Genomic DNA, 15,880 nt, shown 5'->3' on the forward strand with positions numbered 1-15,880 from the left:
GCCCCCGCGCGGCGGAACACGTAGTGCCCGACGGGGCCCGCGTCACGGAAGGTGGCGCGGGCCCCGTCGGCGTTCGGGTACGGCGGGGTTCAGCCGACGTGGACGCCCTCCGGGCCGTCGGTCGCCAGCTCGGTGTGCTTGACGTCGAGGAACAGCCAGACGACGAGCGAGCCGAGCAGGATGACGCCCGCGCCCACGAGGAAGGCGGTGGTGGCGCCGTCGGCGAAGGAGCCGAGGTACGTCGCGCCCTCGACGAGGCCGCCGGCCTGCTCGGGCGGGACCCCGGCGCCGGAGGCGGCCTGGCCGGCCTGCGGGCCGAGGACCTCGGCGCGGTTCGACGCCACGTGGCTCGCCACGGTGCTCAGCGCCGCGAGACCGAGCGCGCCACCGACCTGCTGCATGGTGTTGAGCACGCCGGAGCCGATGCCCGAGTCCTCGGAGCGCACGTGGTGCACCGCGGTGAGCGTCAGCGGCACGAACGTCATGCCCATGCCGAAGGACATCAGCACGAGGAACGGGAAGACCGTGCCCCAGTAGTTGATGTCGACGGCCGGATCGCCCGCGGCGAGGGCGCCGACGACGTCGCCGGCGGCCAGGTCGGAGGGCAGGCGCGAGAAGCCGAACAGCGCGATCGCGGCCAGGATGGTGCCGACGCCGGCGACGTAGCGCGGGTCGATGCGGTTGACCAGGTTGGACGACAGGGTGGCGCCGGCGACGATGCCGAACGAGAACGGCAGGAACGCGAAGCCGGTCTGCAGGGGCTCCCAGCCGCCGATGTTCTGCACGTAGAGGCTGAGGAAGAAGAACATCGCGAACATGGCCGCGGGCACCATCATCATCGCCACGAAGCTCGCCGCACGGGTGCGGTTGGCGAAGATGCGGATCGGCATGAGCGGGTCGGGCACGCGGACCTCGATGACGACGAACGCGACGAGGAGCGCGACGCCGGCTGCGAGCGCGGCGATGGTCCAGGTGTCGCCCCAGCCGTGCGCCTCCTCGCCGGCCCGGGTGAGGCCGTAGACCACGCCGAGCAGGCCGAGGGTGCCGGTGATGGCGCCGGGCACGTCGAGACGACCCACGCCGCGGGCCGACTCGGGCAGGAAGCGGGGCGCGAGCAGCGCGGCGACGATGCCGATCGGCACGTTGATGAGGAACGTCAGGCGCCAGCCCTGGACGTCGAGGCCGACGATCGAGTCGAGACCGGTCAGCCAGCCGCCGAGCACCAGGCCGAAGGCGGCGCCGATGCCGGACATCGCGGCGTACACCGCGAACGCCCGGTTGCGCGCCGGGCCGGCCGGGAACGCCGTCGTGATGAGCGCGAGGGCGGCGGGCGAGGCGAGCGCCGCGCCGAGGCCCTGCAGGCCACGGGCGCCGAGCAGCAGGCCCTCGTTCGTGGCGAGGCCGCCGAGCAGCGAGGCGACCGCGAAGACCACGAGGCCCATGATGAAGACGCGCCGGCGCCCGAGCAGGTCGCCGAGGCGCCCGCCGAGCAGGAGCAGGCCGCCGAAGGCCAGGGCGTAGCCCGTGACGATCCACGACAGGTTCGCCGATTCGATGGAGAGGTCGTCGCCGATGTAGGGCAGGGCGATGTTGGCGATCGTGGCGTCGAGCACCACCATCAGCTGCGCCACCGAGATGAGCACGAGGGCCCATCCCGGGTGACGGGCCGGGGCCGGCGGGGCGGCGTCGCCCTGCGCGGGGGCAGGGCTGGCCGAGGACAGGTCGGTCATGGGGTTCCTTCGGGTGGGGCGGCGCAGACGGGCAGGAGAGAGGTGACCGGCGTACGGCGGTGCGCGGGCCGGTCGGGCAGCGGGCGTGCGTGACGCCCGGGCGTCAGGACGGGGTCGCTGCGGACGGCCTCGTCGCCGCCGGCAGGATGATCTCGTCGATGATGCGGGTGATGGCCGCGGGCGTGGGCGGGTCGCCCAGCACCACGGTGCGGTGGATGACGATGCCCGGCAGGGCGGGCTCGAGCAGGTCCAGGTCGAGGTCGGCGCGGATCTCGCCGCGGCGCTGGGCCCGGGCGTAGATCTCGCGGGTGACGGCGGCCTTGGGGCCGATCACGCGCTCGCGGAAGCCCTCCGCGAGCTCGGGGTCGGTCGTGAGGGCGGTGATGACGCTGACGAACACGCTGATGGCCTCGTCGTTGACGAAGCCGTCCTCGGTCGCGAACGCGGCGACGAGGTCACCGCGCAGGGAGCCCGTGTCGACCGGGGCGACGGGCCCGGCCTTCAGGCTGCAGAGGGCGTCGATGACCAGCTGCGCCTTGGTGGACCAGCGGCGGTAGAGGGTCGCCTTCGACGCCTTGGCCCGGCTCGCCACCGCGTCCATCGTCAGGCGGTCGTAGCCCACCTCCGCGAGCACCGCGGCCGTGGCGTCACGGATCTGCTGCTCGCGGTCGCCCTCGACGCGGGGGCGGCACATCGGACGGGGGAGGTTCATCGGGTCCTTCGGGTGGATGGAACGGAACGGTTTCGTTCCGTCGAGAACGTACACCCGCCGCGACGGATGGAACAACCTCGTTCCATCACTGTTCACCGAGACGCCCGTCACGGCTCGCTCCGGCGGCCGTCGGCGCCGCCCGGCAAGATGTCCCCATGAGCGATGCGAGCACCGGGGTCGACGGCGGGGTCGGCGGCGAGGTCGAGGAGCGGCTCGGTGCCGAGCCCGCGGTGAGCCCGGCCCCGGAGGAGGCGCGCGAGCGCCACCGCGAGCTGGCGGAGCAGGTCGACGACGCCCGCTGGCGCTACTACGTGCTCGACTCCCCGACGCTCTCGGACGCCGACTTCGACGCGCGGATGCGCGAGCTGGAGGCGCTGGAGGAGGCCCACCCCGAGCTGCGGACGCCCGACTCGCCGACGCAGCGGGTCGGCGGGGCGGTGTCGACGGAGTTCACGGCCGTCGACCACCTCGAGCCGATGATGAGCCTCGACAACGCGTTCACCCACGACGAGCTCGCGGCCTGGTACGCCCGGCTCGGCCGCGACGGCGTCGGTGCCCCGGCCCTGCTGTGCGAGCTGAAGGTCGACGGCCTCGCCATCAACCTGCTCTACGAGGAGGGCCGCCTCGTGCGCGCGCTCACCCGGGGCGACGGCCGCACGGGGGAGGACGTCACGCCCAACGTGAAGACCATCGACTCCGTGCCCCACCGCCTCACCGGCACGGACGAGCACCCGGTGCCGGCGCTGCTCGAGGTGCGCGGCGAGGTGTTCCTGCCCGTCGAGGCCTTCGAGCGGCTCAACGTCGCCATGACGGAGGCCGGCAAGCAGGTCTTCGCCAACCCGCGCAACGCCGCCGCCGGGTCGTTGCGCCAGAAGGACCCCCGGGTCACCGCCACCCGCGCGCTCGGCATGGTCTGCCACGGCATCGGCGCGCGCCGCGGCTTCGAGCCCACCACCCAGTCGCAGGCCTACGAGGCGCTGCGCGCGTGGGGGCTCCCGACGTCCGACCGGGCCGAGGTCGTGCCGGACCTGACGGGCGTGCAGGCGTACGTCGAGCGGTACGGCGAGCGCCGCCACTCCGTGGAGCACGAGATCGACGGCGTCGTCGTGAAGGTGGACGACGTCGCGCTCCAGCGGCGCCTGGGCTCCACCAGCCGGGCCCCGCGCTGGGCGATCGCGTTCAAGTACCCGCCCGAGGAGGTCAACGCGAAGCTCCTCGAGATCATGGTCAACACGGGCCGCACCGGGCGCGTCACGCCGTTCGGGCGGATGGAGCCCACGCGCGTCGCCGGGTCGACCGTCGAGCTGGCGACGCTGCACAACGCCCACGAGGTGCAGCGCAAGGACGTGCGCCCGGGCGACACCGTCATCCTGCGCAAGGCGGGCGACGTGATCCCCGAGATCGTCGGCCCGGTGCTCGACCTGCGCCCCGAGGGTCTCGAGCCCTGGGTGATGCCCACCGAGTGCCCGGCCTGCGGCACGCCGCTGGCGCAGCAGAAGGAGGGCGACAAGGACCTGCGCTGCCCCAACCACGAGCAGTGCCCCGCGCAGGTGCGCGAGCGCGTGTTCCACGTGGCCGGCCGGGGCGCGTTCGACATCGAGGGCCTCGGCTACGAGGCCGCGGTTGCCCTGCTGCAGGCCGGCGTCATCGCCAACGAGGGCGACGTGTTCGACCTCGACGAGGCCAAGCTGCTGCGCACCGAGCTGTTCACCCGGGCCGCCAAGAAGGCCGAGCGCGACGCGGGCGCCGGGCCGCGCGTGCTCAACGCCAACGGGCGGCGCCTGCTCGACAACCTCGACAAGGCCAAGGACGTGCCGCTCTGGCGCGTGCTCGTCGCCCTCTCGATCCGCCACGTCGGGCCCACCGCGGCCCGCGCGCTGGCGACCGAGCTGGGCTCGCTCGAGGCCATCCGCTCCGCCTCCGAGGCCGAGCTCGCGGCCGCGGCCGGTGTCGGCCCGACCATCGCCGAGGCCGTCGTCGAGTGGTTCGCGGTCGACTGGCACTGCCGCATCGTGGACACGTGGGCCGTCGCGGGCGTCCGCACGGCCGACGAGCGCGACGAGTCGACGCCGCGCACGCTGGAGGGCCTCACCGTCGTCGTCACCGGCTCGCTCGTGGACTTCAGCCGTGACTCCGCCAAGGAGGCGATCCTGTCGCGCGGCGGGAAGGCCGCGGGGTCGGTGTCGAAGAAGACCGACTACGTCGTCGTCGGCGAGAACGCCGGCACGAAGGCCGAGAAGGCGGAGCAGTTCGGCGTGCGCATCCTCGACGAGGACGGGTTCAAGGCGCTGCTGGAGGCCGGGCGCGCCGGGGTCGGCGACGACGAGCCCGCGCAGGCGGAGGCGGGGCCGGAGGCCTGAGGGGCCCGGCGTCGGTGGAGCCAGGCGGACCGCGCCGCGCCGACCGAGCTCTCGCGGGCCGAACGGAGCAGGGCCATCGCCTGACGCCCATCTCGTGCAGGGGGAACGGACCGAGCTGAGCGGAAGCGGCACCTCGGCGGCGAGGGAGACGTCGTCGAAGCCCACGACCGCGACGTCCCGACCCGCCGTGGGGCCGTCCGCCCGCAGGGTGCTGAGCGCGTCGATGGCCGTCGTGACGTCCCTCGTGGTCCCGGCCGTCGGGCTGTCTGTCTAGGACCGGGGCTCGGCGGGTTCCATCCCGAAGAACAGCCAGCCCTCGTCGGTCGACCGGACGAAGAGAGCGGCGGCATCCCCGTCGTACGCCTCGGTGAACGGCACCACGAACACGGCGATGTCGTCGACGGTGACGTCGAGCTCCTCCTCGATCGAGGCGGCGAACTCGTCCCAGTCGGTGTCGGCCGGCTCCTCGCCCTCCGTGTCGCCGGAGCCCAGGACCTCCTTGCGGCCGACCTGCGCCTCGGGGTCCTCGGGCAGCTCGAGGTCGCCCGTCCCGGCGGCGTCGACGAGCGCCGCGTGGTGCGTCTCGTTGTCGGGAGCCTCGACGAGGTCGGACCAGGCCGCGTCGGTGGAGGCCTGCTCGAACGCGTCGAGGTCGTCGTCGAGGATCGAGGTGCGCCACGCGGCGTAGGCGTCCTCGGCGGTGCCGACGGTGTCGGCAGTAGTCGTGGACTCCTCAGCCGTCGTGCCGCCGCCACCAGGCCCCTCGCCGCACCCGGCGAGCGCGACGCTGAGGGTGGCGGCGATCGCGAGGTGAGCCAGGCCTGACGTCCGGGGGTTCATGGGCGTCGATCATGTGCCCCGGGCCGTGGGGCCAAACCCGCGGCGGGTCGCCACGCGCGGCACGGCGCGGCCGGGCGCGGCCGGGCGGGGCCGGGCGGGGCCGGGCGGGGCGGGCGGGGCGGAGGCGGGGCCGGAGGCCTGAGGCCGCGGCGTCGGCGGCGCTGCCTAGGATGGCGTCCATGCCCGACACCCCCCCGGCGCTGACGCGCGAGGACGTGGCGCACCTCGCCGACCTCGCCCGCATCGACCTGTCCGACGCCGAGCTCGACCACCTGGCCCCGCAGCTGTCGGTGATCCTGGAATCGGTGGCCTCGATCCAGGGCGTGGCCGGCGACGACGTCCCGCCGACGTCCCACCCGCTGCCGCTGACCAACGTGTTCCGCGAGGACGTGGTGACGCCCGGCCTGAGCGCCGCCGAGGCCCTTGCCGGCGCGCCGGCCGTCGAGCAGCAGCGCTTCAGCGTGCCGCGCATCCTGGGGGACGAGCAGTGAGCACCACGAACGGCGACCTGACCCGGCGTACCGCTGCGGAGCTGGCCGACGCGCTGGCCGCGGGCGAGACGACCTCGGTCGAGCTGACCCAGGCCCACCTCGACCGCATCGCGGCCGTCGACGGCTCCGCCGAGGCGGGCGTGCACGCCTTCCTCCACGTCGACCCCGAGGGCGCGCTGGAGCAGGCGCGCGCCTCCGACGAGCGACGGGCCGCCGGCACGCCGGCGCACCTGCTCGACGGCGTGCCGATCGCGGTGAAGGACATCTTGACCACGACGGGCCTGCCCACGACGTGCGGCTCGAAGATCCTCGACGGGTGGGTGCCGCCGTACGACGCGACGGTCGTCACGCGCCTCAAGGCGGCGGGCCTGCCGATCCTCGGCAAGACCAACATGGACGAGTTCGCGATGGGCTCCTCCACGGAGCACTCGGCCTACGGCCCGACGCGCAACCCGTGGGACCTCACGCGCATCCCCGGTGGCTCGGGCGGCGGGTCCGCGGCCGCGGTCGCGTCCTACCAGGCGCCGCTCGCGCTCGGCACCGACACGGGCGGCTCGATCCGCCAGCCGGGCGCCGTCACGGGCACGGTCGGCGTGAAGCCGACGTACGGCGGGGTCTCCCGCTACGGCCTCGTGGCGCTGGCCAACTCGCTCGACCAGGTCGGGCCGGTGACCCGCACGGTCCTCGACTCGGCGCTGCTCCACGAGCTCGTCGGCGGCCACGACCCGCGCGACTCCACCAGCATCCCGCAGCCCGTCCCCGGCCTCGTCGCGGCGGCGCGGCAGGGTGCGGCGGGCGACGTCGCCGGGCTCAAGGTCGGCGTCGTGCGCGAGCTGGGCGGCGAGGGCTGGCAGCCGGGCGTGATGGCCCGCTTCGACGAGGCGGTCGAGGCGCTGGTCGCCGCGGGCGCCGAGGTCGTCGAGGTCTCCTGCCCGAGCTTCGTGCACGCCATGGCGGCGTACTACCTGATCCTCCCGGCCGAGTGCTCCTCGAACCTCGCGAAGTTCGACGCGATGCGCTACGGCCTGCGGGTGCTGCCCGCGGGCGTCGCCGCGCCGAGCGCGGAGGAGGTCATGCGGGCCACTCGCGACGCCGGCTTCGGCGACGAGGTGAAGCGCCGGATCATCCTGGGCACCTACGCGCTGTCGTCGGGCTACTACGAGGCCTACTACGGCCAGGCGCAGAAGATCCGCACGCTCATCAGCCGCGACTTCGCGGCGGCCTTCGAGCAGGTCGACGTGCTCGTCAGCCCGACGGCGCCGACCACGGCGTTCCCGCTGGGCGAGAAGCTCGACGACCCGCTGGCGATGTACCGCGGGGACCTCGCGACCATCCCGGCCAACCTCGCCGGCGTGCCGGGCATCTCGGTGCCCGCCGGCCTGGCGGACGAGGACGGGCTGCCCGTCGGCTTCCAGGTGCTGGCGCCGGCGCTGGCCGACGACCGGGTCTACCGGGTGGGCGCCGCGGTCGAGGCGCTGCTGGGCGAGAAGTGGGGTGGCGCCCTGCTGGAGCAGGCGCCCGAGCTGGAGGAGGTCGGCCGATGAGTGCGAGCACCGAGGTGCTGGTGGACTTCGACGAGGCGCTGGAGCGCTACGACCCCGCACTGGGGCTCGAGGTCCACGTCGAGCTGAACACCGCCACGAAGATGTTCTGCGGCTGTCCGGCCACGTTCGGCGGGGAGCCCAACACGCAGGTCTGCCCGACCTGCCTGGGCCTGCCGGGCGCGATGCCGGCGGTCAACGGCAAGGCCGTCGAGGCCGCGATCCGCATCGGGCTGGCGCTCAACTGCGAGATCGCCGAGTGGTGCCGCTTCGCGCGGAAGAACTACTTCTACCCGGACATGCCGAAGAACTTCCAGACGTCGCAGTACGACGAGCCGATCGCCTTCGACGGCTTCATGGACGTCGAGGTCGACGGCACGACGTTCCGCGTCGAGATCGAGCGCGCCCACATGGAGGAGGACACCGGCAAGTCCACCCACGTCGGTGGCGCGACCGGCCGGATCCACGGCGCGGACCACTCGCTCGTCGACTACAACCGCGCCGGCATCCCCCTCATCGAGATCGTCACCCGCCCGATCGTCGGGGCCGGCGCCCGCGCGCCCGAGGTGGCCCGCGCGTACGTCGCGCAGCTGCGCGACCTGATCCTCGCCCTCGGCGTCTCCGAGGCCCGGATGGACCAGGGCAACCTGCGCGCCGACGTCAACCTCTCGCTGGCGCCGAAGGGCAGCGGCGTGCTCGGCACCCGCAGCGAGACGAAGAACGTCAACTCGTTCCGCTCGGTGGAGCGCGCCGTGCGCTTCGAGGTCGCTCGCCACGCGGGCGTGCTCGACGCGGGCGGCAAGGTCGTCCAGGAGACGCGCCACTTCCACGAGGACACCGGCATCACGACGTCGGGCCGCGAGAAGTCGGACGCGGAGGACTACCGCTACTTCCCCGAGCCCGACCTGGTGCCCGTCGCCCCCAGCCGGGAGTGGGTCGAGGAGCTGCGGGCCACGCTGCCGGAGAACCCGACGGCCAAGCGCGCCCGGCTGCAGGCCGAGTGGGGCTACACCGATCTCGAGATGCGCGACACGGTCGGCGCGGGCGCGTTCGGCCTGGTGGAGGAGACCATCGCCGCCGGCGCGTCGCCCCAGGCCGCGCGCAAGTGGTGGGTGGCCGAGCTGGCGCGCCGCGCCAACGACACGGGCGTCGAGCTCGCGGCCGTGGGCGTGACCCCGGCGCAGGTCGCGGCCGTGCAGGCCCTCGTCGAGGGCGGCACGATCAACGACAAGCTCGCGCGCCAGGTCTTCGACGGCCTCGTGGCCGGGGAGGGCACCCCCGAGGAGATCGTGGCCGCGCGCGGCCTGGCGATCGTCTCCGACGACGGGGCGCTGGGCGCCGCGGTGGACAAGGCCATCGAGGCCAACCCCGACGTGGCCCAGAAGATCCGCGACGGCAAGGTCGCCGCGGCCGGCGCGCTCATCGGCGCGGTCATGAAGGAGATGCGGGGCCAGGCCGACGCCGGGCGCGTGCGCGAGCTGGTGCTCGAGCGCCTGTCCTGACCCCGCGCCGGCGACGGGGGAGGTGCGTCCGATCTCGGTTATGGTGTCGGGGCTCGCCGTCCGGCGGGCACAGATCCACGCCCGCACTCGGGGGAAGCCGGTCGAACTCCGGCGCTGACCCGCAACCGTGGGCCGCGCCCCTCCACCCGAGGGGCGCGGCGAGCCGGAGCACCCGTCGCGACGCGTCCTGATCAACGCTGTCGAGGAACGCAGCGGTGACGCCCCGGGGTCGCCGCTGTCGCAGCGGGAAGGACTCCCCATGTCACTCCGTCTCCCGTCCGGCCGTCGCGCCGGCGCCCTGGCGCTCGCCGCGGTCACCGCCGCCGGCGTCACCGCGACCGCCCTGCCGGCGGCCACCGCCGTGCCGGCCGGTGCTCCCGCCACCAGCGCCGCCGCGTCCGCGGCCGCCGCCGCGGCCACCGCACGCTTCGACGCCGCGCCCCAGGCCGCGGCCGCCGCCTGGCTGGCCGACCAGCTGACCGACGGCATCGTCGTGTCCAGCTACGAGGACTACTCCACCGGCGAGACCTTCAGCTTCGACGACCACGGCCTGACCGTCGACGTCGCCTCCGCGCTCCAGGCCGCCGGCGACGACGAGACCGTCGCGCAGGTCGTCGCCGCCCTCGAGCCCCACGTGGCGGAGTACACGGCGTACGACGGGTTCGTCAGCGGCGGCTCGACCGCCAAGCTCGTGAGCTTCCTGCTCGACGCGGGGGTCGACCCCACGACGTACGGCGAGACCGACCTCGTCGCCCAGCTCGAGGGCCGCGTCGCCACCGAGGGCGCCACCGCGGGCCGGGTCAGCGACGACTTCGACCCCAGCGACGAGTACGGCGGCGACTACGTCAACACGTTCGGCCAGGCGTACGCCGTCGACGCGCTCGTCGGCGCCGGCAGCCCGCTGGCCGACGAGGCGACGTCGTTCCTGCTGGACCAGCAGTGCGGCGACGGCTCCTTCCGCCTCTACTTCTCCGACGCCGCCGAGCCCGACCAGACGTGCGACGGTGCCGGGGACGTGGGCAGCACCGACGCCACGGCCCTCTCGGTGCTCGCGCTGCTGGCCACCGACGGCTCGGACGAGGACGTCGACGCCGCCGTCGACGGTGCCGCCACGTGGCTGCTGGAGACGCAGCTGGCGAACGGCGCGTTCGACGACGGTGAGGACATCGGTGCCAACGCGAACAGCACGGGCCTCGCCGGCCGTGCCCTGCAGGCGCTGCGCAACCTCGAGGGCAACCCGTTCGGCATCGGCGGCGCCCCGGAGCGCGCCGCGAAGTGGCTGCGCGAGCACCAGGTTGCCGAGGTCGCGACCTGCGTCTCGGCGCTGCGCGACGACAACGGCGCGATCGGGTACGACGACGCCACCCTCGCCGCGGGCCGCGCCGAGGGCATCACGCCCACGGGCTCGGAGTACCAGTTCCGCCTCGCGACCGCCCAGGCCGCGCCGGCCCTGGCCAGCGCGCCGGCCGCCACGGCCGGTCTCGGCCTCCGCTCGCCCGCCGGGCGCGTGCAGGCCGGCTCGGCCCTCCGGCTGACCGTCGGCGGTCTCGCGCCGGGCGAGTCGGCGTGCGTCGTCGGGGGCCAGGCCCCCGTCCGCGCCACGGGCACCAGCGCCACCATCCGCGTGCCCCGCGGCACCGCGCTGCGCAACATCTACGTCGGCACCCTCGACGAGTCGCGCCGCATCCAGGTCTGGGCGCTGGACGCCGCCACCTTCGCGATCGCCAACACCCGCACGGTCCGCCGCGGCGGCGAGGTGCAGCTCAAGCTCGCCGGCCTCGCGCCGGGCGAGCCGTTCACCGTCACCTACCGGGGCCAGGCGCGCCGGGCCGGCACCGCGGACGCCGCGGGCCGCGCCACGCTCTCGTTCGTCGGCTCGCTGACGACGGGCACGTTCGGCCTCGGCGTCACCGGCCAGTTCGCGAACCGCACGGCGACGTCCTCCTTCGTCGTCGTGCCGTGAGCCTGCTCCGCCGCGTCGTCGTCGCCACCGCCCTCGCGGTGGCGACGGCGTCCGCGTCGGCCGGCTCGCTCGCCGGCCTCGGCGTCCCCGGCGCACCGGCCGCGGCCGCGGGCTGCTCGTCGGCGGGCGGCGTAACCGTCGTCGTCGACGGCACCCGGCTTCCCGAGGGCGGGGGCGTCACCGCCTCGTGCGTCGACGGCGGCGGCCGCGCCTCCGCGCTCTTCCGCTCCGCGGGCGTCCGCCAGGAGGCCGCCAACGACGGTCTCGTCTGCTACGTGAACGGCGCCCCCGCGGCCCGGACGTGCGCCTCCGACCGGAGCCGGGAGCACTACTGGAGCCTGTGGTGGTCCGACGGCGATTCCGGCTCGTGGGTGTACTCCACCCAGGGCGTGAGCTCGCTGCAGGTCCCCGACGGCGGGTACGTCGCGTGGGTCTGGCAGACCGGTGGCCAGTCCCGGCCCGGCCTCGCGGCCACCCCGCGCACGGCCGCGGGCAGCGGGTCGGCCGACCCGGGCGGGTCCGGCTCCGGGGGCTCGTCCTCCGGGTCGGGCGGCGGGTCGGGTGGCGGCTCCGGCGGCGGCAGCGGCAGCGGCTCGGGGTCCGGCTCGGGCGGTTCGACCGGAGGGGGCGCTCCGGCGGCACCGGGCGCCGTACCCACCGCCCCCGGCACGTCGGCGACCCCGCAGCAGCCGGGTGCCCCCACCACGGCCCCGACGACCGCGCCCACCACCCCGGCCGCGACCACCCCGGCCACGACGCCGGGGGAGACCACCGGCACCGACGGGGCGGACGGCGCGACCGGCAGCACGTCCGACACCACCGCCGACACCACCGCCGACACCACCGCGGACACGAGCGACCCCGCCGTGGACGGGTCCGGCGGCCTGCCCTGGTGGGTCGCCGTCCTGGTGCTCGCGCTCCTGGCCGCCGCCGGTGGCGCGGCCGTCGTGCTCCGCCGCCGACGGGGACCGCAGGAACCGTTGCTGTGAGGGGCGGGTCCGGCGCCGCACGCCTCCCGCGCGAGCTGCACCCGCTCGCGTGGTGGGGGTGGGCGCTCGGGCTCGCCGCGGCGGCCTCGTCGACGGCGAACCCGTTGCTGCACGGGCTGGTCGTCGCCGTCGCCTGCCTCGTGGTCGCCGTGCGGCGCGGGCACCACCCGTGGGCGCGGGTCTTCCGGCTCTACCTCCTGCTGGCCGTCGTCATCGTCGTCGTGCGCGTGCTGTTCCGCGTGCTCGTGGGCGGGGCCTACGGCACCCGCGTCGTGCTCGACCTGCCGGAGATCCCGCTGCCCGACCGGGTCGCCGGCATCCAGCTGCTGGGCCCGGTCACCCAGGAGGCGCTGCTGGGCGGCCTGTACGACGGCACCCGCCTCGCCGCGATCGTCGTGTGCGTCGGCGCCGCCAACGCCCTGGCGAACCCCAAGCGGCTGCTCGCCACGCTGCCCGCAGCGCTCTACGAGGTCGGCACCGCGCTCGTCGTCGCGGCGACCGTGATGCCCCAGCTCGTCGAGTCCACCCGGCGCGTGCACGCCGCGCAGCGGCTGCGCCCCGCACCGGTCGGCCGCGGCCGCCGCCACGCCCGCGTGCGCCGTGTGCTGGTGCCGGTGCTGGAGGACGCGCTGAGCCGCTCGCTCGCCCTGGCCGCCGGGATGGACGCGCGCGGCTACGGCCGCGCGGGCGGCGCCACCCCGCGCCAGCGGCTCCTCTCCGGTGGCCTCCTGCTCGGCGGCCTCGTCGCCGTCGCCGTCGGCGTCTACGGCGTGCTCGACCTCACCGCACCCCGGTGGCTCGCGCTGCCCGTGCTGGCCGTCGGCGTGGTCCTCTGCGCCGCCGGCACCGTCGCGGCCGGGCGCCGCGTCACCCGCACCCGGTACCGGGCCGCCCCCTGGCGCTGGCCCGAGAGCGTCGTGCTCGCCTCCGGGGTCGCCGTCCTCGTCGGGATCCGCGTCGTGGCCCGCACCGAGCCGCTCGTGCTCACCCCCTCCCTCCTGGCCGCCCCCGCGCTGAGCGCCCTCGCCCTCGCCTCCGTGCTGCTCGGGCTCGGCGCGCTCGTCGCCCCCGCGCCCCCGGCTCCGGTCGTGCCGGGCGCGCGTCGTACCCCCGCGGGAGCGGGCGTCCGCCGCGCGGAGGTGGGCGCGTGATCGAGCTGCGCGGCGTGCACCTGGTGCACGAGGGGCCGGACGGGGAGCCCGTCACCGTGCTCGACGGCGTCGACCTCAGCGTCGACGAGGGCGAGCTCGTGGTGGTCGCCGGGCGCACGGGCGTCGGCAAGTCGACGCTGCTGGGCGTGCTGCCGGGCCTCGTGCCGCGGTTCACCGGCGGCGTGCTGCGCGGCGACGTGCTCGTCGACGGCGAGAGCGTGATGCACCTGCCCCCGCGCGAGCGCGCGCACCTGGTGGGGTACGTCGGGCAGGACCCCGTCGCCGGCTTCGTCACCGACACGGTGGAGGAGGAGCTGGCCTACGGCATGGAGCAGCTCGGCCTGCCGCCCGCCACCATGCGGCGCCGCGTCGAGGAGACGCTCGACCTGCTGGGCATCGCCGACCTGCGCGCCCGCGACCTGCGCTCGCTCTCGGGCGGTCAGCAGCAGCGGGTGGCGATCGGCTCGGTGCTCGCCGTCCACCCGCGCCTGCTCGTGCTCGACGAGCCGACCTCGGCGCTCGACCCGACCGCGGCCGAGGAGGTGCTCGCGAGCCTCACCCGGCTGGTGCACGACGTGGGCCTCTCGGTGCTGCTCGCCGAGCACCGCCTCGAGCGCGTCGTGCCCTTCGCCGACACCCTCTGCCTGCTCACCGGCGACGGGGGAGTGGTGGTCGGCGAGCCCGCGGACGTGCTGCGCACCGCACCCGTCGCGCCCCCGATCGTCGAGCTCGGCCGACGTCTCGACTGGCACCCGCTGCCGCTGACCGTGCGCGAGGCGCGCCGCCGCGCGCGCTCGCTGGTGCTGCCCGAGCCGCCCGCCACCCCGCCCGCCCGGTCCTCGGGGGGCACCGCGCCGGCGCCCGCCCTGGAGGCCCGCGGCCTCGTCGTCGCCCACGGGCGCCACGTCGCGGTGCGGGAGGTGGACCTCACCCTGCCCGTGGGCACCGTGACCGCGCTGATGGGCCGCAACGGCTCGGGGAAGTCGACGCTGCTGTGGGCCCTGCAGGGCAGCCGGGCGCGGTACGCCGGCACGCTCGCCGTCGGCGGCACGGGGGCCGAGGCCCCCGTCGACCCGGCCCGGCTGGCCCCGGGCGAGCGGGTCCGCCGCGTCGGCCTGGTCCCGCAGACCGCCGCCGACCTGCTCTACCTGGAGACCGTCGCCGACGAGTGCGCCGCGGCCGACACCGGGGCGGGGCGGTCCGAGGGGTCGAGCGCCCGCCTGCTCGCCGACCTGGCGCCGGGCATCGACCCGGCCCAGCACCCGCGCGACCTCTCCGAGGGCCAGCGTCTCGCGCTCGTGCTCGCCGTCGTGCTCGTCGCGGAGCCGCCGCTGGTGCTGCTCGACGAGCCGACCCGGGGCCTGGACTACCCGGCGAAGGAGGCGCTCGCCGCGGTGCTGGGCGACCTCGCCGGGCGGGGCCACGCGGTGCTCGTCGCGTCCCACGACGTCGAGTTCGTCGCGCGCGTCGCCGACCGGGTCGTGGTGCTCGCCGAGGGCGAGGTCGTCTCGGCCGGGCCCGTCCGCGACGTCCTCGCGGAGTCCCCGTCCTTCGCCCCCCAGGTCGCGAAGATCGCCGGGCCCCGGTGGCTGACCGTCGACGAGGTCGTCGCGGCCGCCGGGCGGGGGACGCCGTGAGCGGCCGGGTGGGCGGCCGGGGGGGCGGCCGGGTGGGCGGCCGGGTGGGCGGGGAGGCCGGCGGCGGGCCCCGCCGTACCGGGGTGGGGGCGGTGCCCGTCGGCCTCCGGTCCGCGCTCGTCCTGGCGGTGGCGTCGGTGGCCGGGCTGATGATGCTCGTCTGGCCGCTGCTCGTGCAGGCCGATCCCGGCGCGCGGGTGCAGCCGCCGTTCGTCTTCCTCGTGCTCGTGCCGGTGGTGCTCGTCGTGGTGCTGGCCGAGCTCAGCGAGGGCGGCATCGACTCCCGGGCGCTGGCGGTGCTCGGGGTGCTGACGGCGGTGAACGCGGTGATGCGCGGCCTCGGCGCCGGCACGGCGGGCATCGAGCTCGTGTTCTTCCTGCTCGTGCTGGCCGGGCGGGTGTTCGGGCCCGGGTTCGGGTTCGTGCTCGGCACGCTGTCGCTGTTCGCGGGGGCCCTGCTGACCGCGGGCGTGGGGCCGTGGCTGCCCTACCAGATGCTCGTCGCCGGCTGGGTCGGCCTCGGCGCCGGGCTCCTGCCGCGCCGGCTGACCGGTCGGGCGGAGCTCGCGGCCCTCGTCGTGTACGGCGTGCTCGCCGCCTACGCCTACGGCCTGCTGCTCAACCTCCAGGGCTGGCCCTACCTGCTCGGCGTCGGCGTGCCCGGCGTCGACGGCCAGGGCCTGACGTTCGTGCCCGGCGACCCGCTGCTGGAGAACCTGCAGCGGTTCGGCGTCTACACGCTGGTCACCTCGACGACGAGCTGGGACACCGGGCGGGCCCTCACCACGGCGCTCGCGCTCGTGCTGCTCGGCCCGGCGGTGCTGACCACCCTGCGGCGCGCCGCCCGCCGCGCGCAGGTCGTGCGCACGCCGGCCGGCTGACCCGTCGGTCGGCCACCCCCGCCCGCACGTGACCCGCGTCTCGAACTGGTCGCGCCGAACCGCGTAAGGACCACGGCCCGCGC

The 15,880-nt window shown here is 75.7% G+C and carries 12 protein-coding genes and 1 riboswitch; of the genes, 9 read left to right on the plus strand and 3 right to left on the minus strand.

Annotation, left to right across the window (positions count from 1 at the left end; genetic code table 11):
- Window positions 1-89 precede the first annotated feature (89 nt).
- Window positions 90-1,730, minus strand: coding sequence for an MFS transporter (locus ACOACO_RS06975; RefSeq protein ID WP_420295512.1), 1,641 nt, complete (start codon window positions 1,728-1,730; stop codon window positions 90-92).
- Between the two features lie 103 nt (window positions 1,731-1,833).
- Complete coding sequence (locus ACOACO_RS06980) at window positions 1,834-2,442, minus strand: TetR/AcrR family transcriptional regulator (RefSeq protein ID WP_420295513.1); 609 nt, start codon at window positions 2,440-2,442, stop codon at window positions 1,834-1,836.
- A gap of 155 nt (window positions 2,443-2,597) precedes the next feature.
- Here ACOACO_RS06980 and ligA point away from each other — a divergent pair, with 155 nt between their 5' ends.
- Window positions 2,598-4,802 carry an NAD-dependent DNA ligase LigA gene (ligA, locus tag ACOACO_RS06985; protein ID WP_420295514.1) on the plus strand — a complete coding sequence of 735 codons (2,205 nt, stop codon included), beginning with the start codon at window positions 2,598-2,600 and terminating at the stop codon, window positions 4,800-4,802.
- A 270-nt stretch (window positions 4,803-5,072) separates the two neighbouring features.
- Here the strand turns inward: ligA and ACOACO_RS06990 are convergent, their stop codons facing one another.
- Window positions 5,073-5,642 carry a hypothetical protein gene (locus ACOACO_RS06990; protein ID WP_420295515.1) on the minus strand — a complete coding sequence of 190 codons (570 nt, stop codon included), beginning with the start codon at window positions 5,640-5,642 and terminating at the stop codon, window positions 5,073-5,075.
- Between the two features lie 179 nt (window positions 5,643-5,821).
- Here ACOACO_RS06990 and gatC point away from each other — a divergent pair, with 179 nt between their 5' ends.
- The 8 genes from gatC to ACOACO_RS07030 all read left to right on the plus strand — a co-directional run bounded on the left by gatC (window position 5,822) and on the right by ACOACO_RS07030 (window position 15,797).
- Window positions 5,822-6,133, plus strand: a complete 312-nt coding sequence (gene gatC, locus ACOACO_RS06995) for an Asp-tRNA(Asn)/Glu-tRNA(Gln) amidotransferase subunit GatC (RefSeq protein ID WP_420295516.1) — start codon at window positions 5,822-5,824, stop codon at window positions 6,131-6,133.
- Entirely contained in the window at window positions 6,130-7,677 is a 1,548-nt protein-coding gene (gene gatA / locus ACOACO_RS07000; protein WP_420295517.1) for an Asp-tRNA(Asn)/Glu-tRNA(Gln) amidotransferase subunit GatA, read from the plus strand. The genes gatC and gatA overlap by 4 nt, the downstream gene beginning before the upstream one ends.
- Complete coding sequence (gene gatB / locus ACOACO_RS07005; RefSeq protein ID WP_420295518.1) at window positions 7,674-9,176, plus strand: Asp-tRNA(Asn)/Glu-tRNA(Gln) amidotransferase subunit GatB; 1,503 nt, start codon at window positions 7,674-7,676, stop codon at window positions 9,174-9,176. Before gatA ends, gatB begins: the two co-directional genes overlap by 4 nt.
- A 90-nt stretch (window positions 9,177-9,266) precedes the next feature.
- Window positions 9,267-9,350, plus strand: a riboswitch (cobalamin riboswitch).
- Window positions 9,351-9,435: 85 nt separating this feature from the next.
- On the plus strand, window positions 9,436-11,139 hold the full coding sequence (locus ACOACO_RS07010; RefSeq protein WP_420295519.1) for a hypothetical protein: 1,704 nt from the start codon (window positions 9,436-9,438) through the stop codon (window positions 11,137-11,139).
- On the plus strand, window positions 11,136-12,128 hold the full coding sequence (locus ACOACO_RS07015; protein ID WP_420295520.1) for a hypothetical protein: 993 nt from the start codon (window positions 11,136-11,138) through the stop codon (window positions 12,126-12,128). The genes ACOACO_RS07010 and ACOACO_RS07015 overlap by 4 nt, the downstream gene beginning before the upstream one ends.
- The gene (locus ACOACO_RS07020) at window positions 12,125-13,279 is read left to right on the plus strand and encodes a CbiQ family ECF transporter T component (protein ID WP_420295521.1); all 1,155 of its coding nucleotides are present in this window, start codon (window positions 12,125-12,127) and stop codon (window positions 13,277-13,279) included. Before ACOACO_RS07015 ends, ACOACO_RS07020 begins: the two co-directional genes overlap by 4 nt.
- Complete coding sequence (locus tag ACOACO_RS07025) at window positions 13,276-14,916, plus strand: ABC transporter ATP-binding protein (RefSeq protein WP_420295522.1); 1,641 nt, start codon at window positions 13,276-13,278, stop codon at window positions 14,914-14,916. The genes ACOACO_RS07020 and ACOACO_RS07025 overlap by 4 nt, the downstream gene beginning before the upstream one ends.
- Window positions 14,913-15,797 (plus strand): ECF transporter S component, encoded by an 885-nt coding sequence (locus ACOACO_RS07030; RefSeq protein ID WP_420295523.1) that lies wholly within the window; start codon window positions 14,913-14,915, stop codon window positions 15,795-15,797. The genes ACOACO_RS07025 and ACOACO_RS07030 overlap by 4 nt, the downstream gene beginning before the upstream one ends.
- The last annotated feature ends 83 nt before the right edge of the window (window positions 15,798-15,880 follow it).

It is taken from the genome of Nocardioides sp. CPCC 205120 (assembly GCF_048654585.1).
GTDB lineage: Bacteria > Actinomycetota > Actinomycetes > Propionibacteriales > Nocardioidaceae > Nocardioides.

Excerpts from the sequence above, each read along its gene's own strand:
- ACOACO_RS06975 (WP_420295512.1), bottom strand. The coding sequence starts at position 1,730 with ATGACCGACCTGTCCTCGGCCAGCCCTGCCCCCGCGCAGGGCGACGCC.
- ACOACO_RS06980 (WP_420295513.1), bottom strand. The coding sequence starts at position 2,442 with ATGAACCTCCCCCGTCCGATGTGCCGCCCCCGCGTCGAGGGCGACCGC.
- ligA (WP_420295514.1), top strand. The coding sequence starts at position 2,598 with ATGAGCGATGCGAGCACCGGGGTCGACGGCGGGGTCGGCGGCGAGGTC.
- ACOACO_RS06990 (WP_420295515.1), bottom strand. The coding sequence starts at position 5,642 with ATGAACCCCCGGACGTCAGGCCTGGCTCACCTCGCGATCGCCGCCACC.
- gatC (WP_420295516.1), top strand. The coding sequence starts at position 5,822 with ATGCCCGACACCCCCCCGGCGCTGACGCGCGAGGACGTGGCGCACCTC.
- gatB (WP_420295518.1), top strand. The coding sequence starts at position 7,674 with ATGAGTGCGAGCACCGAGGTGCTGGTGGACTTCGACGAGGCGCTGGAG.
- ACOACO_RS07010 (WP_420295519.1), top strand. The coding sequence starts at position 9,436 with ATGTCACTCCGTCTCCCGTCCGGCCGTCGCGCCGGCGCCCTGGCGCTC.